This is a genomic window from Aquabacter sediminis (genome assembly GCF_028863665.1).
GTDB lineage: Bacteria > Pseudomonadota > Alphaproteobacteria > Rhizobiales > Xanthobacteraceae > L1I39.
This window is the reverse complement of the sequence record NZ_JARBFX010000001.1, coordinates 226,285-245,476: the sequence shown is the minus strand read 5'-3', so window position 1 is coordinate 245,476 and position 19,192 is coordinate 226,285. Positions and strand designations below refer to the sequence as shown.

General features: G+C 66.9%; 17 protein-coding genes. 4 read left to right on the top strand and 13 right to left on the bottom strand.

Going from position 1 to position 19,192, the window contains the following annotated elements; genetic code table 11:
* Positions 1–171 precede the first annotated feature (171 nt).
* Positions 172–849 (top strand): hydrolase, encoded by a 678-nt coding sequence (locus PV781_RS01110; protein WP_274773801.1) that lies wholly within the window; start codon positions 172–174, stop codon positions 847–849.
* Between the two features lie 305 nt (positions 850–1,154).
* Here PV781_RS01110 and PV781_RS01105 read toward each other — a convergent pair whose 3' ends face one another.
* The 6 genes from PV781_RS01105 to PV781_RS01080 are packed head-to-tail and all read right to left on the bottom strand — an operon-like array spanning position 1,155 to position 9,734.
* Positions 1,155–2,870, bottom strand: coding sequence for an ABC transporter ATP-binding protein (locus tag PV781_RS01105; protein ID WP_274774146.1), 1,716 nt, complete (start codon positions 2,868–2,870; stop codon positions 1,155–1,157).
* 24 nt (positions 2,871–2,894) lie between these two features.
* Complete coding sequence (locus PV781_RS01100) at positions 2,895–3,968, bottom strand: siderophore-interacting protein (protein ID WP_274773800.1); 1,074 nt, start codon at positions 3,966–3,968, stop codon at positions 2,895–2,897.
* A complete protein-coding gene (fhuB, locus tag PV781_RS01095) occupies positions 3,961–5,949 on the bottom strand; it encodes a Fe(3+)-hydroxamate ABC transporter permease FhuB (RefSeq protein WP_274773799.1) in 1,989 nt (662 codons plus the stop codon). The genes PV781_RS01100 and fhuB overlap by 8 nt, the downstream gene beginning before the upstream one ends.
* Before the next feature lies 1 nt (position 5,950).
* Complete coding sequence (locus tag PV781_RS01090) at positions 5,951–6,829, bottom strand: ABC transporter substrate-binding protein (RefSeq protein ID WP_274773798.1); 879 nt, start codon at positions 6,827–6,829, stop codon at positions 5,951–5,953.
* On the bottom strand, positions 6,826–7,623 hold the full coding sequence (locus PV781_RS01085; RefSeq protein ID WP_274773797.1) for an ATP-binding cassette domain-containing protein: 798 nt from the start codon (positions 7,621–7,623) through the stop codon (positions 6,826–6,828). Before PV781_RS01085 ends, PV781_RS01090 begins: the two co-directional genes overlap by 4 nt.
* On the bottom strand, positions 7,617–9,734 hold the full coding sequence (locus tag PV781_RS01080) for a TonB-dependent siderophore receptor (protein WP_274773796.1): 2,118 nt from the start codon (positions 9,732–9,734) through the stop codon (positions 7,617–7,619). Before PV781_RS01080 ends, PV781_RS01085 begins: the two co-directional genes overlap by 7 nt.
* Positions 9,735–10,016: 282 nt before the next feature.
* On the opposite strand from PV781_RS01080, the gene PV781_RS01075 reads away from it, so the two are divergent.
* Positions 10,017–10,901, top strand: coding sequence for a helix-turn-helix transcriptional regulator (locus PV781_RS01075; protein WP_274773795.1), 885 nt, complete (start codon positions 10,017–10,019; stop codon positions 10,899–10,901).
* A 118-nt stretch (positions 10,902–11,019) separates the two neighbouring features.
* Here the strand turns inward: PV781_RS01075 and PV781_RS01070 are convergent, their stop codons facing one another.
* A complete protein-coding gene (locus tag PV781_RS01070; protein WP_274773794.1) occupies positions 11,020–11,676 on the bottom strand; it encodes a L,D-transpeptidase in 657 nt (218 codons plus the stop codon).
* A gap of 101 nt (positions 11,677–11,777) precedes the next feature.
* Between PV781_RS01070 and PV781_RS01065 the strand changes: the two genes are divergently transcribed.
* Positions 11,778–12,689, top strand: a complete 912-nt coding sequence (locus tag PV781_RS01065; protein ID WP_274773793.1) for a LysR family transcriptional regulator — start codon at positions 11,778–11,780, stop codon at positions 12,687–12,689.
* 119 nt (positions 12,690–12,808) lie between these two features.
* Here the strand turns inward: PV781_RS01065 and PV781_RS01060 are convergent, their stop codons facing one another.
* Together PV781_RS01060 and PV781_RS01055 are read right to left on the bottom strand one after the other, a co-directional pair.
* Entirely contained in the window at positions 12,809–13,597 is a 789-nt protein-coding gene (locus PV781_RS01060) for an SDR family oxidoreductase (RefSeq protein WP_274773792.1), read from the bottom strand.
* Positions 13,594–13,923, bottom strand: a complete 330-nt coding sequence (locus PV781_RS01055; protein ID WP_274773791.1) for a nuclear transport factor 2 family protein — start codon at positions 13,921–13,923, stop codon at positions 13,594–13,596. The genes PV781_RS01060 and PV781_RS01055 overlap by 4 nt, the downstream gene beginning before the upstream one ends.
* Before the next feature lie 128 nt (positions 13,924–14,051).
* Between PV781_RS01055 and PV781_RS01050 the strand changes: the two genes are divergently transcribed.
* Positions 14,052–14,984 (top strand): LysR family transcriptional regulator, encoded by a 933-nt coding sequence (locus tag PV781_RS01050; protein WP_274773790.1) that lies wholly within the window; start codon positions 14,052–14,054, stop codon positions 14,982–14,984.
* 18 nt (positions 14,985–15,002) lie between these two features.
* On the opposite strand, the gene PV781_RS01045 is transcribed toward PV781_RS01050, so the two are convergent.
* From PV781_RS01045 to PV781_RS01030, 4 genes are read right to left on the bottom strand one after another with little or no spacing between them, the layout of a single operon-like run.
* Positions 15,003–15,839 carry an ABC transporter ATP-binding protein gene (locus PV781_RS01045; protein WP_274773789.1) on the bottom strand — a complete coding sequence of 279 codons (837 nt, stop codon included), beginning with the start codon at positions 15,837–15,839 and terminating at the stop codon, positions 15,003–15,005.
* A gap of 10 nt (positions 15,840–15,849) precedes the next feature.
* Entirely contained in the window at positions 15,850–16,644 is a 795-nt protein-coding gene (locus tag PV781_RS01040; protein ID WP_274773788.1) for an ABC transporter permease, read from the bottom strand.
* On the bottom strand, positions 16,641–17,759 hold the full coding sequence (locus PV781_RS01035) for an NAD/NADP-dependent octopine/nopaline dehydrogenase family protein (protein ID WP_274773787.1): 1,119 nt from the start codon (positions 17,757–17,759) through the stop codon (positions 16,641–16,643). Before PV781_RS01035 ends, PV781_RS01040 begins: the two co-directional genes overlap by 4 nt.
* Positions 17,756–19,192, bottom strand: coding sequence for an MmgE/PrpD family protein (locus PV781_RS01030; RefSeq protein WP_274773786.1), 1,437 nt, complete (start codon positions 19,190–19,192; stop codon positions 17,756–17,758). The genes PV781_RS01035 and PV781_RS01030 overlap by 4 nt, the downstream gene beginning before the upstream one ends.

Here is a 19,192-nt window from a genome sequence, read left to right as displayed (position 1 = left end):
CAATCCGTCCCGAGCATCGGCGGACACGAGGTCTGCCGCGCGGGCTCTCGCCCGACCGGGCATCTCACCCACCGGCATCTCACCCGCCGGGGCCTGCGCCACCCATGACTCAGGTGGCGCCACCGCCAAAGGCCGGGCGGCGATCACATTAAAACCCAAGAGGAAAGCAGCATGTCCCATCTTGAAGTCCTGACCCCCCAGAACAGCCAGATCATCTTCATCGACCAGCAGCCGCAAATGGCCTTCGGCGTTCAGTCGATCGATCGCCAGGTGCTGAAGAACAACGTGGTCGGCCTCGCCAAGGCGGCGAAGGTGTTCAACATCCCGACCACGATCACGACGGTCGAAACCAAGGGCTTTTCCGGTCACACCTATCCCGAACTCCTGGCCGTCTTCCCGGAGAACAAGATCCTCGAGCGTACCTCGATGAACTCCTGGGACGACCAGAACGTGCGGGACGCCCTCGCCGCCAATGGTCGGAAGAAGGTGGTGGTCGCCGGCCTCTGGACGGAGGTCTGCAACACCACCTTCGCGCTCTGCGCGATGCTGGAAGGCGGCTATGAGATCTACATGGTCGCCGACGCTTCCGGCGGCACCTCTGTGGATGCGCATAAATATGCGATGGACCGGATGGTGCAGGCGGGCTGCGTGCCCGTGACCTGGCAGCAGGTGCTGCTTGAATGGCAGCGCGACTGGGCCCGGAAGGACACCTATGACGCCGTCGTCGCCATCGCCAAGGAGCATTCCGGCGCCTATGGCATGGGCATCGATTATGCCTACACCATGGTCCATGGCGCACCCGAGCGCGTGACACACGGCGAGACAATCGGGCCGCGCCCCGCCGCCTGAACGCCGGCCAGGGCGGCGCATCCGGTCAGCTGAGGTGCGCCGTCCCATCGAACCGTCTGGGTAGGATCAAAGCACCGCCGGTCCTCGTGCCAGGGGGAATGGACCGCGCTCTCTGGCTGGAGGCGCGGGAAGAGGCGGCGTAGCATTGCACTGCCTGTGGTCCTCCTGCATGTCCGCGTGCGGCACGCAGGAGAGGCCCGCGATACGTTCAGCGCCTTGTCGACCCACTCGGCGTTGCCCCACCCATGGCTGGGCGCTTGCGCGTGGATCCGCTCGGACTGCTCGCTCGTGCCTGCTGGCCGCGTTCAGACCGCGAACTGCGTCTGCACAAGCCGGGAATAGAGGCCGCCCGCCGCTATCAACTCGCGGTGGGCGCCCTGTTCGGCGACGCCCTCTCGCGTCACGACGATGATGCGGTCGGCATTGCGCACCGTGGAGAGGCGGTGGGCGATCACCAGCGTGGTACGCCCTTCGGAGAGCGCGGCCAGCGCCTTCTGGATCTCGAACTCCGTCTCGCTGTCGAGAGCGGAGGTGGCCTCGTCGAGGATCAGGATGGGGGGATCCTTCAGGAACATGCGGGCAATGGCGAGGCGCTGCTTCTGGCCGCCGGACAGCTTCACACCCCGCTCGCCGATGATTGTGTCGAGCCCGGCGGGGAGGCTTGCGATCATCTCGTCCAGCCGCGCCTTGCGGGCGGCCTCGCGAATGTCCGCCTCGTCGGCGTCGAGCCGGCCGTAGGCGATGTTCTCGCGAATGGTGCCGGCGAACAGGAACACATCCTGCTGCACGATGCCGATGCTGCGGCGGAGCGAGGCGAGGGTCACGTCGCGCACGTCGGCGCCATCGATTGTGATGCGCCCGGAGGTGGGCTCGTAAAAGCGCGGCAGCAGCGAGCAGAGCGTGGTCTTGCCCGCGCCCGAGGGGCCGACGAAAGCAACCGTCTCTCCCGCTTGGATGTGGACGCTGAGATGGTTCAGGACGCTCTTTCCGGGCGTGTAGCCGAAGCTCACATCCTCGTAGCGGATTTCGCCCCGCACCGGACCCAGCGGGCGCGCGCCGGGCCGGTCCGCCACGTCAGGGCGGGTGGCGAGGAAATCCAGATAGGAGCGAAAGCCCGCTATGCCCTTGGGGTAGATCTCCACCACGGCGGCGATCTTCTCCAGGGGGCGGAAGAATACGCCCACCAGCAGCAGGAAGCTGACAAAGCCGCCATTGCTGAGATCACCCCGGATAACGAACCAGGTGCCCGCCAGCATCACGACCACCTGGGTGAGGCGCATGCCCAGATAGCTCAGCGCCAGATTGCCGGCCATGAGCTTGTAGGCGGCGAGCTTGGTGGTGCGGTAGAGGCCGTTATCGGCGGCGAACAACTGGCGCTCATGGTCCTCGTTGGCGAAAGCCTGCACCACGCGGATGCCGCCCACATTCTCCTCGATCCGCGCATTGAAGGCGCCGACCCGGCCGAACAGGGTGCGGAAATTGTCCGTCATCTCCCGCCCATAATGGGTGGTGGCCCACGCCACGATTGGCACGATGGCGCCGGTGACCAGAGCCAGGTGCACATTGACCGTCAGCATCAAAGCGAAGGCGCCGATGAAGGTCATCACCGCCAGGAACACATCCTCCGGCCCGTGATGGGCGACCTCGCCCACCTCTTCGAGATTTTTCGTCAGTTTGGCGACCAGGTGACCGGTCTTGTGGTTGTCAAAGAACGAGAAGGACAGCTTCTGCACATGGTCGAAGGCGCGCCGGCGCATCTCGGTCTCGATGTTGATGCCGAGCATGTGCCCCCAATAGGTAACGATGGCCATCAACCCGGTATTGAGCAGGTAGATGGCGAGCAGGCCGATGGCGGCGGCAACGATAAGCCCCCAGTCCTGCGCGGGCAGAAGGTGGTCGACGAAGAGCGCGACTGCCATGGGAAAGCCCAGCTCGAGCAGGCCTGAGAGGATGGCGCAGGAAAAATCCAGCAGGAACAGGCCCCGGTACGGCGCGTAATAGGCGGCGAACTGCTTCAGGATGGTCATGTCTGTTGCTACGCTGTCTCAGTCCCCGATGTCCACGCCCACATGGCCGAGGCGCCAATAGGCGGCGACCATGCGGTGCGCCTTGTCGAAGCCGGCCTCCTTGGTGAGGAAGCGGCGGATCTCCCGGGCCTCGGCCTGCTCGCAGCCGACAAAGGCGCGGGCGGTGGTCAGGTCCGCCGGAAAGGCAAGGCCACGAACGGCCACCGGCAGCAGGCCCGCGTGCCCCGCCGGGCGGCCGTCACGGGTGAGATAGCGCAGGTCGAGCCGGGCAGGCGTGGCGAGCGGCTGCTGCTCGCTTGCGTCCGTAACCTCAAGGCGCACCACCGCCACGCTCTGCGCCGGCAGGGTTTCCAGCAAGCGGGAGATGGCCGGCAAGGCGGTCTCATCGCCGGCGAACAGGTTCCAGGCCCCCGGTTCGGGCCGGGCGCCACCGGGGCCGAGCAGGCCAACCGCATCGCCCGGTGCCGCCTCCCGTGCCCAGGTGGCGCCGGGGCAGTCGCCCTCGTGGAGCACGGCGTCGATGGCGATGGTACCCGCCGCCGCGTCCACAGCCCGCACCGTATACACGCGCGGCACCAACGCGTCCGCGCCCTCCGGAAAGACCATGCGACCGTCCGCCCCTGCGTGCGGCCAGACCGGAATGCGCCCGCGCGGCGGGATCAGGACGCGCACATGCAGGCCCGGCCCTGAGAAGTGCGCCGCATCGCCCCGCAGGATCACGCGACGCATGCGCGGCGTCACGGAATGGCTCGCCACAACCTCCATGGCTCGGAAGAAGGGCAACCTCCCATCGGCGCCGTCGCCGCTCCACGCCAGGGTGGCACAGCCGCGCGGAGCGGTTCGGACGAAGCCCTCTGCCGTCACCATCTTGAGAAAGGCGAGCGCGGCGGCGTCCGGGCTCTCGCACTCCGCGACGAAATTCGAGCCCTGCGCGCGCAGCGTGAGTCGGCCGAACTGGGGCGCCTCCACCACCGCCCCTTCACCCATGGTTCGCACGGTCGCGTGGGCCGCAAAATGGAACTGGAGGGCGCGGATGGTGGCGAGCGGATCGGGCAGGGGCACCTGCGCGCTGGCCATCAGGGACTTACCCATGGCGTGTGCCTCCGCGCTGGAGAAGGAAGATGAGATACGGCCCGCCGATCAGGGCGGCAAAAAAGCCCACCGGGATCTGGTAGGGAAAGGCGACGTTGCGCCCCAGCCAGTCGGCGAGGATGAGCAGGATCGCGCCGAGCAGCACCGAGGCCCCCAGAAACGGGAGCGGCCGCACGAAACCCAGAAGCCGCGCCAGATGCGGCGCCAGCAGGCCCGCAAGGCTGAGCGGGCCGACGAAGAAGCTGGCAAGCGCGGTCATCAACGCCGCGAGCAGCGACAGCACGAGCCGGCTCGCGGTGAGCGGCACGCCCAAGGCGCGGCTGGTCGGTCCGCCCAGCGGCAGGATGTCCAGCCACCGGGCCAGCAGCGGCAGCGGCGCCAGCAGCGCCATGCCACCGAGCGTCAGGATGATCGCCTCGGTCATGCCCACCCGGTCCGTGCTGCCGGCAAGCCAGGCGAGGAGCACGAATGTGCTCCAGCCGCCGCTGGCGAACACGGCCGAAAGGAAGGCAAGGCACATGCAGCCGAGCGCCACCCCGGCGAGCAGCATCCGCTCCGGTCCAAATCCGGTCCAGGCCGCGAGGGCGAGGATGAACAGGAGTGCCGCAAGCGCTCCCGCCGCGTTCGCCGCCATGAGCAGGCCGATGCCGGGGGCATCCAGAAGCAGCAGCGCGAGCGCCATGCCCGCGCCACCGCCCGCGCTCACGCCCAGCACTTCCGGGCCGGCCAGGGGATTGCCGGTCAGACGCTGAAGGAGCGCGCCGGCGGCGCCCAGCAGACCGCCCGCCATTGTGGCGGCGACGATGCGCGGCGCACGGAAGGGGAACAGGTCACCGAACAGGGCGCCGGTGGCGAGAAACCAGCCGTGCCCGTCGCTGCCGAAAGCGAGGGATAGACCCCCGAGCCCCGCTGTGCCCGCAACGAGGAGGAGCAAAGCGGGGCCGGGACGGGCGAGGCGGCGCTGACCCGTGCCATATGTCGGGGCGGGCGGCGTGGTGGCCGTCACGCGCGGCAGCAGCCAGAGCAGGACTGGACCACCGATGAGCCCCACCGCCGCGCCAGTGGGGATGGCGTCGCCCGACGCGCCGCCCAGTACCTGCACCAGCCCATCCGCGATGGAGAGTAGCAGGGCCCCGATCGACGGCGCGCGTAGCAGCATCTGAGCCGGCGTGCGCGCGCCCGAGATCCGCGCGAAGGCGGGGGCGGCGAGGCCCACGAAGCCGATGATCCCCACCTGGGAGATCACGATTCCAGCAAGCCACACGGCGACCGCGATCACCGAAACCCGCACGGCGAGCAGCGCGACGCCAAGGCTGCGCGCCCCCGCATCGTCGAGGCTGAGCACGGCGAGCGGCCGCGCCAATAGGGCGGCCAGGGCGCACCCCGCCAGGAGGCTGGTGCCGATGGAGATGGCGCCTGACCAGTTTTGCTGATGCAGCGACCCCGCGCCCCAGATGAAGACCGAAAGGACATATTCGCCGCGTGCCAGGACGATGGCCGAGGCGGCGGCCGCCGCCATCAGCGAAACCGTCATGCCGGAAATGACCACGGTGACGGGATCGAGCCGCCGCATCAGGCTCATGGCGAGCACCAGCGAGACGGCGACCATCCCACCGGCAAAGGCGACGCCTTCCCGCGACCAACCCAGCAGGCCGGGCGCGAAGCCGAGGGACAAGGTGAGGGCAAGCTGGGCACCGGAAGCGATGCCGAGGGTGGAGGGGTCGGCGATGGGGTTGCGGAGCACCCGCTGGAGCAGCGCGCCCGACAGGCCCAGCGCCGCACCCGCCAGCAGCGCGGTCGCGGCACGGGGAAGCAGGCTGTGCCAGAGCAGAACATCCGCGAGACGGCGCGCCGTTTCGGCGTCCCCCGGCAAGTCGGGACGGTGAAAGAGGGTGGTGAGGAAGAGACCCAGCGCCAGAGCGCACAGGCCCGCCCAGACGGGCGCACCATGGCGCGGCGAGCGCGCGACCGGAAGGCTCATGTCAACCAAGGCCCGCTCCCTCTGGCGCGGCAAGGTTGGCCGCCAGCAGGCGGGCGAAGCGATCCGCTGTTGGCAGGCCGCCAAACGGATTGACCGGCGCCAACACCCGCACCTGCCGGTCCCGGACGCTCGGCAAAGCCCGCCAGAGCGCGCTTTGGGGCAGCACGCGCCGCGCGTCGGGCGGGACCGGGGGGAGGACGACCAAACCCGCTTCCGGATAGGCCACCAGCGCCTCCAGTCCCACCGGCGCGGAGGCCGAGTAGGACGTGTTGCCCGTCCAGGCATTGGCAAGGCCGAGGCGGTGCAGCACCTCGCCGAAGATGCTGTCGCGGCCGAAGACGCGGAAATGGCGGGCATCGCCCAGGTTGATGACGAGCAGGGGGCGCCCCGCATGGGGCGCCACCGCGCGCCGGCAGGCGTCCAGACCCTCTTCCGTGCGGGCCACAAGGCCGGACCCCGCCGCGGGCCGTCCGCACGCCTCGGCGAGGCGGAGCGCCGCCTGCCGCGCCCGTGCCAGCGGCGCGCCGCCGCGCTCATAGATGGTGATGGTCTCCACCGGCGCGATCAGGCGCAGCTGCGGCTCCGACAGGGCATAGAAGGCGGAGCTGAAGATGAGATCGGGATCGGCGAGCCGCAGCGCCTCGAAGCTCGGCAGCCCCCGCAGACCGATGTCCCGCACGACGTCCGGCACCGGTGGCTCCACGGCCACGGCGCGGAACAGGACCAGTTCCGCCGCCGCCACCGGAACGATGCCCATGGCCAGGAGGGTCTCCAGCAGCGCCCAGTCGAGGGCGGCGAAGCGCGGCGCGGCGGCGCGGGCAGGCCGGGCCGCCGCCGCAAGGACGCCAGCGAGCAGCGCGCGGCGGGTCAGTGCGCTCACAGCACGTATCCCAGCGGTTCGCCGGTGACGGGATGGGGCATGACGCCAATCGGCAGGCCATAAATGTCCCGCAGCGTCTCGGGCTCCATGATGTCCCGGGGGGAGCCCTTGGCGATCAGCCGTCCGCCCTTCAAGGCCACCAGCGTGTCGCAGGTCCGCACCGCAAGGTTGATATCGTGCAGGACCACCACAACCGACATGTCGGTCCCCGACCGCGCGAGATCGCGGACGATGGCGAGCACCTCGATCTGGTGGGCGATGTCGAGCGCGGAGGTCGGCTCGTCCAGCAGCAGGCAGCGCGTGCCCTGCGCCAGCATGAGGGCGAGCCACGCCCGCTGCCGCTCCCCGCCGGAGAGGCTGTCCACCAGGCGATCCGAGAAAGGGAGAAGATCGGTGCGCCGCAGCGCCGCCTCCACCGCCGCAGCATCTCCGGCCCCGAACCGGCCCAGCGCGCCGTGCCAGGGATAGCGGCCGAGCGCGACCAGCTCACGCACGGACATGCCTTCCGCCGCCGGAGTGAATTGCGGCATGTAGGCCACCTTGCGGGCAAAAGCCCGCCCGCTCCAGGCGGACAGCGGGCGCCCCTCGAAGCGCACCTCGCCTGCGCTGGCCACCTGCTGGCGGGCCAGCAGTTTCATCAGCGTGCTCTTACCCGAGCCGTTGGGGCCGAGCAGCCCATGCACTTGCCCCGCCGCCAGGCTGAGGTCCAGCGGGTGGAGAATGTCCCGTCCGCCGGCCCGGAAGGCGAGTCCGGCGGCCTCCCAGAGGGGGCTATGGGGTGGTGCGGCTACCATTTGTAGGTGATCTGCGCCACCACGGTCCGGCCGTCGCCATAATAGCAGCCGAAGAACCCGCAGCTCGCCACATAGGTCTCGTTGGCGATGTTGTTGATGTTGATCTGGGCCTTGAACGGCCCCTTTTGGTAGTGGATCGCGGCATCGAACAAGGTGTTGGCGTCCAGCGCGATGGAATTGTCGTCCAGTGCGAAGCGCGAGCCCACATAACGCACGCCGCCGCCAAAGCCGAAGCCGGTCCAAGCGCCGGTCCTGAACGTGTAGTCCAGCCAGAGGTTAGCCATGTTCTCCGGCACATTGGCGGGCCGGTTCCCGGCATATTCGCCCTGAGTGATCTCGGCATTCATGTACGTATAGCTTGCGATCAGGTTGAGGCCTTCAGCCAGCGTGGCGGTGGCGGAGAGTTCAAGGCCTTTGACCTCCACTTCGCCCAGCTGCGTCTCGTAGCTGACGCCGTCGATCAGTTCGGACGACAGCACGTTCTTCTGCTTGAGATCGTAGATGGCGGCCGTGATGAAGCCGTTCCAACCCAAGGGCTGGTACTTCACGCCAAGTTCAACCTGCTCGCCGGTGGAAGGCTGGAACGCACCGCCGCCAAGGTTGGCCGGCATGTTGCCGATGACCGGCTCGAACGAGGTCGAGTAGCTGACATAAGGCGCGATGCCATTGTCGAACAGATAGGTCAGGCCGATGCGCCCGGTGGTGGCGGAATCGTCCTGGTCCTGATCGGTGAAGCCGTAATTGGTGGTGGTCGTGGAGACGGTGGTCGCCCAATCGTGCCGAATTCCGGCGGTCAGGCGCCAATTGCCGAGGCTGACCTGGTCCTGCGCATAGAGCCCGGTCTGGCTGACGGTGCCATTGACCTGGGACAGGTACCAAGGCGTGGCCGAGACATATTGGTTGTAGACGGGATAGAGCAGGTTGATGGAGGGCGCGAGGCCGAACTCGGTGAAGTCGTTCTCGTGATAGCGCCGGTAATCGAGGCCGAACAGAACCTTGTGGCCGAGCGGGCCGGTCTGGAAATGGCCCTGGACCTGGGTGTCGATGGTGATGGTGTTCTGGTTCTCCTCGTTGAGCGAGGAGCCGCGCTGGGCGACAGCCGGATTGGAGGTATCAAGGCCGCTATAATAGAGGCTGTTGTAATCCCAATTGAGCCAGAGGTACCGGGCGTTCTGGCGCACCTGCCAGTTGCTGTTGAGCTTGTGCTGGAACTCGTAGCCGATGCTGGCCATGGTCCGGTTCGAGCTGTCATAGGAGGGATCGCCCAGAAACAGGCTGGTCGACAGCAGGTTCTTGATCGGCGTGACGGTGTACTGCACAGGCAGGCCGACAGGCGTTCCCGACTGGTCGTACTGGACATTGGCGAGCACCGTGAAGGAAGTGTCGTCGGTGGGCTTCCAGGTGATGGCCGGCGCGAAGAACAGGCGGTTGTCGTCCACATAATCGGTCTGCGTGCCCGACTGGCGCGCGAGGCCGGTGAAGCGGTAGGCGAAATCCTGGCCCCACATGCCACCCAAATCAAAGGCGCCGCTATAGCGCTCGAAGGTGCCGATCTCGCCCTGGACTTCGCCGAACGTGGTGAAGGTTGGCCGCTTGCTGATCATGTCGATGAGGCCGCCCGGATTGCCCTGTCCGTAGAGCACCGAGGCCGGCCCGCGCAGCACATCGATGCGCTCCAGGCCATATTGTTCGATGGAAACCGAGCCCTGGTCGCGGGTGAGCTTCAGGCCGTTGAGATACTGGCTGTTGGCGGCCGAGAAGCCGCGGATGATCGGCGAGTCGAAGCGCGGATCGACGCCAAAAGGCTGGCCGAGCACGCCGGGGGTATATTCCAGCGCCTGTCCCACATTTTGCACCGCGCGGGCATCCATCTGGTCGCGCGTCACCACGGAAATGGATTGCGGCACCTCAATGATAGGCGTGTCGGTCTTGGTGCCGGTCAGCGTCTGGCGCGCCACATAGCCCTCCACGGGACCGGTGGGCGACTCGGCGGCGGTTTCCACGTTGATCTGCTCGAGATTGATTGCGTTCGCCTGCTGGGCATGGGCGCCTGCTGTGGAGAGGACCGTTCCAGCCGCCACACCGCCCAATAGCAAAGTGTGAAGTCGCATGCCAGATATTCCAGTCATTCCTGAACCCCGATGCCGAATATGCCAGTTAAGAACAATTCAAAACTGAGTGTTCCGTTTGGAAACTCACGCTTATGCGTCTCTTAGCAACGCGCTCTACGCTCGGATTGTCCCTTCCTGTTGCACTTTGACGAATTTTGTCGCGATAATGCCCGGCATAGCAGAAGTGCATCGGCGAATCCGCATTCTCGCTACACTTCAAAATGATTCAAAACTTGCTGCTTGCCACTTTCGGCTCAGGGGCAAGGAGAGACTGCGCAGCCCATGACCTTCCACCCCCGCATGGTATCGGCGACCGAAGGCATCCGCGTGCTGGATGACCTGCGCTGGCGCCAGTGGAACGGTGTGGTGGCGGATGTCTGGCATGTGGACTGCGCACGGGGCGGAGGTGGCTATTACGTTTCGCAGGATGCCCGCCTGTTTGTCGTGCTGGAGGGCGGGCAGGGACATGCCGGTGTCCAGCTCTCGACGCGGTCGGGCGCCGTGGAGGGCGCGCGGACGCCGCTCCATATGAGCTATGTGCCGGCGGAGATGCCGCTCTGGTCGCGGATCGAGGCCGATGGAAAGCTGCGCCATCTGGACCTGCACTTCGATGTCGACACACTCTCCGAGCGCCTTGGCACACGGCTCGATGCCGAGCGTCTGGCGACCCCACGGCTCGCCTTCATGGATGAGCGGCTTTATGCGATCGCGCGCCTCATCGCCGAGGAATGCCTCGCGCCTGAGGCTCATCATGACCTTTATGGCGACGGGCTGGTGCTGGCGCTGTTCATCGACCTGATGAAGCTTGCCCGCACTGAGGAGCCGGTGCGCCGCTCGGCCCTCTCGGCCCGGCAGGTCCGGCGGGTCACCGGCTATATCGAGGAAAACTGCCTGCGCAACATAAGGCTCCAGGAATTGGCGGCCTTGACCGATCTGTCCCAGTCCTATTTCAGCCATGCCTTCAAGGCGGCGACGGGGGTGCCGCCCTATCAATGGCACATGCGGGCGCGGATGCGGCGGGTGGAGGCCATGATGGCGGATACCGACCTTACCTTGCCGGAGATTGCGGTTGCGGCCGGCTTTGCCGACCAAGCCCATTTCACCCGCGTGTTCCGCCGGTTTGCCGGCGTGACGCCAGCTGCCTGGCGGCGGACGCGGCGCGGCTGAAGGTTGGGCATTGGCGCGGATACCTGGCACATGCTCTCAAGGTCGGTGGATGAACAGCAGGCCAAGGAGATCGGCGACACAGACACAGTTTTGTCCCCAACCCGGCTGAGCGGCCAGCTCATGCCGGGAGCACCACGACCCTGGAGCCCATCGGGACGCGGCGATAGAGGTCAACGATATCCTGGTTGATCAGCCTGACGCAGCCGGAGGAGACCATGGTGCCAATCGTCCAGGGCTCTATGGTTCCATGCAGCCGGTAGAGCGTGTCGGCCCCGTCCCGATACAGATAGAGCGCTCGCGGGCCCAATGGGTTCTCTGGTCCGCCCGGAAGGCCCCCGGCGAAGCGCCCGTAGCGGTCCGGCTCGCGGTTGATCATGTTCGCCGTGGGTGTCCAGCGCGGCCACTGCGCCTTGCGCCCCACCAGCGCCGCGCCCCGGAAATTGAAGGCTTCTTGCTTGCCGACTCCAACGCCGTAGCGCAGGGCGCGCCCGTTCTCGCCAACAAGATATGCATAGCGTTGCACTGGATCGACAACGACCGTTCCGGGCAGGTGTTCAGTTGGATACACCACGATCTGCCGCAGGAAGCGCGGGTCCAGCTCGGTCAGGTCGACGGCCGGAACGGGAAATGGCTCGCCCTCGAGAGCCGCATACATAGCCCTGTGCGTGGCATCGACCATGGGAGAGGGCATGGTCTCCTCGACCGCTGGCCGGGTGACGCAGCCGGACAGGAGGGCCGGAGCTGCGATGAGAACGGCGCGACGGGTCAGAGGCATGGAAGCGAACCTGTTCGGGATTGGACCCGCGGAAACAAGCGCCTCGCATTCGCCTCGTCTATTGGCTATGAGGTGATATCAGGCATAACCGAGTGGAATAGATGGACCTCACGCTGGCTCTTCGGGCCTTTGTCCGCACAGTGGAACGCGGGTCCATGACCGCCGCGGCGCGCGATCTCGCAGTGTCCCAGCCCGCCGTCAGCAAGCATTTGCGCAATCTGGAAGCGCATATGGGCCAGCGGCTGCTGGAACGCTCGGCTCGGCTCGTTCGGACCACGCCGCAGGGCCAGAGGCTCTATGAGGTCGCACAGCCTGCACTCGGCGCGATCGATGCCGCACTGGAGGATTCGCGCCGGGAGGCCGGAACCATTGAGGGGCGCGTTCGCCTGCATGTTCCAAGTTGCATCGGTTCAAAGCACATCCACCCCATCGTGAACGACTTTCAGGCCAGCCATCCCGGGGTCAGCATGGAACTCGTGCTGGAGGATCGGGTGATCGACCTGGTGCATGAGGACTTCGATCTGGCCGCGCGCTATGGGCGGCCTGAGGCGCGGAATATCATCGTGCGTCGGATTGGCTTCATTCGACGCTTTCTCGTGGCTGCTCCCTCCTATTTGGACAAGATCGGAGGACTGGACGATCCCCGACGGCTCGCCGAGGTGAATGTGGTCATCGCGAGCGCCATTCCCGCGCCTTCAAATAGTCTCAGCCTCCAGCACGCGGACGGCGAACTCAGCGTGACCGTGAGCCCGATCCTGCGGACGAACAATGCGCAGGTCCTGGTCGCCTCCTTGTGTGAGGGACGCGGCGTCGGGCCGGTCCAATATCCTCTTGTGGCCGATGCTCTCGCAGCGGGACGTCTGGTCCGGGTGCTGCCCGACTACAGCATCCGGTCAACTGAAGCGTTCATGGCCTATCCATCGGTCCGCTATATGCGGCCGGTGATCCGAGCCTTCACGGATTTTGCCATCACCCGCCTGCGGGCCGTCGAGGGCATCAGCGGTACCGCCTGAATCGCATGAGGAGCGGATGGTCGATCGTGGGTGAAACGTCGCCAACGAGAGCATCGGGCGATAGGCACGGTCCTGTCCACGTCTGGCCCCTCGGCCAACCGTGGCCCCCCGCGCCGCCGTCAGACGGTTGGGACCGTGCCGCCATCGATCACAAACTCGGCGCCATGGATCGAGGCGGCGCGATCGGAGGCCAGATAGGCGATGAGGTCGGCAACCTCGTGGGGTTCAGCGCCGCGACCTATGGAAATGCCGCCAAGGCCGGCCAGCACGAGTTGGCGCGCATCCTCGATGGTGCCACCGCGGGCGGCTTGGATGCGCTGGAGAAAGACATCGGTCCCCTCGGTCATGATCCAGCCGGGGGACACCACATTGACGCGCACGCCTTTGGTCCCCAGTTCCTTGGAGATGGACTTGCTGTAGGTCCGCAGCGCAGCCTTGGCAGCGGCGTAGGCTGTGGTCGCCTCGGGCAGGGGCAGGACCGACTGGATGGAGGTGACGTGCACCACCGCCCCGGCGCCTCGCTCGATCATTTGCGGAATGAGGAGGCGATCGAGACGCACCGTCGCCAGCAGGTTCAGGTTCAGTTCGGACAGCCAGTGATCATCGGTCAGGGCGGCGAAGCCACCGCCGGGCGTGGACGAGCCGCCGAGCACATGGGCCAGAATGTCGACGCCGCCCAGGTGCTCAAACGCCGCCTTGGACAGGGCTTCCCCGCCTTCGGCCGTCGTCAGGTCCGCCTGGATGAAGGTGACGCCATCGATGGGCTCCAGCATTCCGCGGGCCGATGTGATCACACGCGCCCCGCCGGCCAGGAAGCGGTCGACAGTCGCGCGGCCGAGACCCTTGGTGCCGCCGCTGATGAGCACGCGCTTTCCCGCGAACTCGGTCGGATCGGTCTTGATGGTCATGCCGTGATCTCCAGGGCCGTAATGGCTTCATTTTCGAGCGTGAAGCGGTAGGTGAAGCGGATCGGACTGCCCTTGAAGTCCCCATGGGCGAGGCCCTCGATGACCACCTGGCCCCCCTCATGCCACACGGTGTCCGGCGTGAAGATCGCCCTCGCCGCGATGACGGCTTCGTCGAAGAAGTGCCTGAGCTCCGCGTGTCCCCGAATGACGGCGTCGTTGTCACGCAGGACAGCATGGGCTGCGAAGGTTGAGAGCATGCCCTGAAGGTCCAGGCGCATGTTCGCAGCCACATATGCGGCGATAGGGGTTGGAAGCTCGAGCGGCATTGTTCTCGTCCTGCTTGCTGCGATGGCAGCCGTGGCGGCTGCAAGTGCGCTTGCCAGGCAAGTTAGGTCTGGACGACCGGCACGTTAATCAGGACAATTCGGGATGATTCATCACGAAAATGGGGACAATGGTGCAGAATGGCCTAACGGAGTTGGATGCCGTTCTCATGGTCGCCCGCCGGGGCAAGTTCCGCTCGGCAGCGGTTGAGCTCGGGATTTCAACGACGGCCCTCAGCAATGCGGTTGGAAAGCTGGAGCGCGCCCTCGGTGTACGGCTTTTCAACCGGACCACACGAAGCGTCTCATTGACCGAGGCAGGCCAGAGGTTCATTGCGAAAGTCGCCCCCGCGGTGCGGGACATTCACGAGGCGATGGAGGATGCGCGCTCCCAACAGGCCACACCTTCGGGAACACTGCGCATCAACGCTTTTCCCACGGCTGCCCGGGAGATTTTTCCCTGGCTCGTTCTCCCATTCCTCCGAAGGTACCCTGAGGTTCGCATCGACATCGTCACGGAAGGCAGGCTTGTGGACATCGTCGCGGGCGGCTTCGACCTCGGCGTTCGACGCTGTGACCTTGTTCCAGTGGACATGATCGCGCTCCCCCTCGGGGTGGCTCGGCGAAATGTCGTGGTGGCCTCGCCGGGCTATCTGAAAGCGCGCGGCACGCCCGTAATCCCCCAGGATCTCGCCGGGCACGCGTGTCTGCGTGTCCGGCTTCCCGATGGCGCGATCTACCGGTGGCCGTTCGAGAAGGATGGCCAGTCGGTCCAGATGGAGGTTGAAGGCGCCATCACCCTCGACGAAGCGAGCCTCGCACGCACCGCGGCCCTGGCCTCTTTCGGCCTGACCCTCGCGATGGAATCTGACGTGCGAGACGACATCGCGGCCGGCCGCCTTGTGCCCGTGCTCGAAGATTGGACGCCCACTCTGGCGCCCTTGTGCCTCTACTATCCGAGCCGGCGCAATCCGACGGCCGCGTTCAAGGCGTTCGTCGATTTCGCGCGCCGACACAGTGGAGGCAACAATGAACCGGGGCCCGCCATCACTGACCCCCATTGACCGGCGGCCGGCGGCGCGTCAGCTCTCCGCAAGGGTCATGCCCAGCCGCACCTCGTGCTCGATCAGCCGCCAGATCTCGTCCACCAGATTGACGAAGGCCAGAGAGCGCTTCACCTCCAGGTCGCGGGGGCGGGGCAGGTCGATGGGGATCTGCGCGCGGATCTGACCCGGGCGAGCGCTGAACACGATCACCCGGTCGGACAGGAACACGGCCTCGTCGATCTGGTGGGTGATGAGCACCACCGTCTTTTTCTGCGCGCTCCAGATCTTCAGGAGTTCGGACTGCATGACTTCGCGTGTCTGCGCATCCAGTGCCGCGAAGGGCTCGTCCAGAAGCAGAAGCTTGGGGCTGACCGCCAAGGCCCGGGCCACATTCACCCGTTGGCGCATGCCGCCGGAGAGCTGGTGGGGAAAATGGTGTTCGAACCCCTTCAGCCCGGCAAGGTCGATGAAGCGCTGGGCGATCTCCTCCCGCTCCCGCCGCTTCATGCCGGCAATGGAAAGGCCGTAGGCCACGTTATCGATGACGGTCTTCCAAGGCAGGAGCGAATCCTGCTGGAACACCATGGCGCGGTCGCGGCCCGGCCGTGTCACCGCCGTGCCCTCCACCTTAACCGTGCCGGAACTGGCCGGCATCAGTCCGTCGATGATGCGCAGCAAGGTGGACTTGCCGCTGCCGCTGGCGCCTACGATGGAGACGAACTCCCCCTCCTTCACCTGAAGGTCGATGCCGCGCAGTGCTTCCACGCTCGGCTTGCCGGACCGATGGAAGGTCTTGTTGATGCCCTCGATGGAAAGGCTGACATCCTGTGCCATGGCGCTGGCTCCCTGGAGAGTGGCGTTGAGTGGGGGCATGGCGCGGTCCTCACTCCTGACGCCAGGGGGCAAGGCGGCGCTCCACCGCCTCGAAGAACAGGCTGCCAATCAGCCCCATGATGCCGAGCAGCATCACATAGGCGAGCAGGGTCGCCGTATCGAATGTCTGGCCTGCGGCGAGGATCGCGTAGCCGAAGCCCGCGAACGAGCCGAAGAATTCCGCCACCACGATGCCCACCAAGGCGCGGGCCCATGCCACGCGGATGCCGCTGACGATGAAGGGCAGGGCGAAGGGGAAGGTCACGGTTGTGAAGATCTGCCATGGGCTGGCATCGAAGGAGCGGGCGGCGTCCACCAGGTTCTTGTCGGTGGAGCGAAGGCCCACCTCGGTGGTCACAAGCACCGGGAACACCGCGATCAGCACCACCAGCACGAACTTGGAGGCAAAGCCAAGGCCGAGCCACGCCACGAAAAGCGGCGCCAGGGCCACGATCGGCACCGAATAGAGCGCGGTCAGCATCGGCCCCGTCATGAGCGACAGAAGACGGCTGGAGGACAGGGCAAGGCCACCTGCGACCCCGATCAGCACGGCGATGGGGAAGGAGGTGCCGACGGCCAGGCATGTGGCCCACCCATTTGTCCACACGGCACCGGTGCGCACCTGTACCAGCAGGGCCGCGAACACCTCCGCCGGGGGCACAAGGAGGAGGCGGTTGGTGACGATAGTGGTGGTCAGAACCTGCCAGACCAGCAGCACGAACAGGACGGAGACCGAAACGCGCACCAGTGACGCGCTGCGGGTGTTGCTTTCCAGATAGGCCAGGATGCGTTGCCGCGGTGTCATGCCGTCCTCGTGGTCTTGGGATCTGCCGCATCCTGCGGACCGAAATGGCCGTCGCGGGCGAGGATGAGGATCTGTGCGGGGTCGAGCGCATGAAGGCCCATCCGCACGGTGAGAACATTGTCCGCCCGGTGGTCGCGCCGGAGCGCGACATCAGCAAGGTCGATCATCGCCCGGTGGACAGGCGTGGCAAGGCCGGCTTGCCGGGCGAGCGTCTCGGTGAAGGAGAGGCCGTAGGGAATGTCCTGCGTGAAATAGCGGTGGTCGAGCCGCGTCGGCCCCTTCGGCCCGCGCCCCGCCGCCGCCAGCGCTCCGCACATCTGGCTCATGGGACCTTCCGGGATGCGGAAGGAGCGATGGAAATGGGCGTTCACGCTGTGGATGGAATGGCCATAGGCGGCTGCTGTGGCCAGACGCTCGGCGTCGAGCGCCTCCATCATCGCGCCCACTTCCGCGGTGGTCTGCGCATAGGGAGCCCAGGTCTCGGCCAGGGCGATGCGGGTGATGTTGAACAGGCACACCGGCACATGGAACACCGGATTGGAGTTCGACAACAGCGCAATGGCCAACGCGTCCGCACGCGCCTCGAAATGGGCCGGCAGCAGCGCCCGGCAGAGGGCAAGCCCACGCGCCGCAAGCGCGGCCGGCATCACCGATGCCTCGATGCGGGGGCGCACCGTGCGGATGTCCACGGCCGCCAGACCGGTCTTGTGAGCGGTGGCGGCGGTTGTGTTCCAGGACACGATGGGCAGGCTTACGCCCCGTGCCGCAAGGAGCTCGGACAGGTGGACCGCGCTCATGGCATGGGCGGCGCCGACAATCACCACTTGGTGGGACTGAAGGACTGGGGCGGCCGCCTCCATCACCGCCCCATGGCCGCCGGCATCCACGGCGACCAGCACGGCCTCGGCCCCCTCGAGCGCTTCTTCGATGCGCCGCGCAGTGGTCACCTCGAACGTGCCCGCATGGGCGCCGGTCGAGGTCACCGTCGCGACCGGCCCGAGAGAAGCCGTACCGGCGCCGGACGGCGACCAGAGGCAAGGGGAATGCCCGTTGGCCGAAAGCAAGGCGGCACTGGCAAGGCCGATGGCGCCGGAGCCGAGGATGGCGACCTTCATGGCCGCGCCCCCCGTGCGAGCAGGGTTCGCACGTCGTCCCACGCGTCGATAGCGCGCAGAACATCCCGCAAGCGCTGCGCGCCCTCGGTGCCGAGGGTGGGTGAAGTGTTGCGCAGGAATTTGGCGTCCAGCAAGGCGTAGGAGGCGGGATTGGCCGGCTTGCCGGTGGAGGCGTCCTGCTGGCGGGTGAAGCTGCGCCCATCCCTCAGCGTCACCACCACGCGGGTCGCCTCGGGATAGGCGCGCGCGTCGGCCTCATCGGCGAAGAGGTCGGCGGGGACCATGTCCACGCGATCCATGGCCGCGGAGAGTTCAGGCTCGGCAAGGCGCGCATCGGTCAGCATGTCCGCCGCGAAGCGGCCGTGCACCAGCAGGCAGGCGAGCGCGAAGGGCATCGAGAATTGCGCCTGCGTGACGCTCCGCGGCCGGGGAAAGGCCAGGTTCGCGGCGATATGCGAGGTGACCTCGCAGCGCACGCGGGCGATGTCGTCCCAGGCAAGGCCCTCGTGCGCCACAAGGGCTTCCAACGCCTCGGCCGCCGCCTGCACGGAGGAGCAGGCGGGATAGAGCTTGAACGAGGTGCCGGGGTCGGCGAAAGCTCCGAGGCGTGCGAAGGCACTGGGCGTCCAGCCGCCGCCATTGATCGTGGCGATGAGGCCCCGGTGGCCTTCAATGGCATTCTCGGGCGCCTGCACCCCCGCCTCGGCCAGGAAGGCAGCCCGCAGGCCCGTCTCGCTGGCGCGCGCGGCGAGGAGAGGCTTCATGTCCGACCCGACCCCGATGCGCAGGCCCCCGGCCTGCACGGCGGCGATGGCGATGGCGCGGGTGGTCGCCTCGGCATCCAGGCCGAGCAGGCGCGACACCGCTGCTGCGGCGGCGATGGGGCCGAGCACGGCGGTGTTGAACCAGCCGCGATAGAACAGGCTGTCACGGTCCTTCCGATAGGGCTCAGGCGACAAGGCGGAAGCGAGCACGCAGGCCACTTCCGTGCCCGCCGCGAAAGCGGTCAGGACAGTCTGTCCGCTCGCCCCCCGCGCTTCCCCGGCGGCCAGGAGGGCCGGAAACAGGACGGCGGGGGCGAACACCATGCCGGTGTTGAAGTTGGCGTCGAAGTCCAGCACATGGGCGGCCACCGCGTTGGCATGGGCCGCACCTGCAGGCACGAGGCGCGCGGGGGCGCCGAACAGGCTGCAGGCGCCGTCCCGCCAGCTCTCCAATGCCTGCGTGCGCACGGTTCGGGCGAGAGGCGCGTCCGCGCCGGCAAAGGCCACGCCCACAACGTCCAGGATCGCCCGGCGCGCATTCTGCCGGGCCGCCTCTGGCACGTCGGCGAAGGCAAGCCCGGCCGCGAAGGCGCCGAGCGCCTGCGCGATGGTGGGGGCGGTGTCCACCGGCGGAATGCGCAGGCGGTGGACACTGGAAGAGTGGGCCAT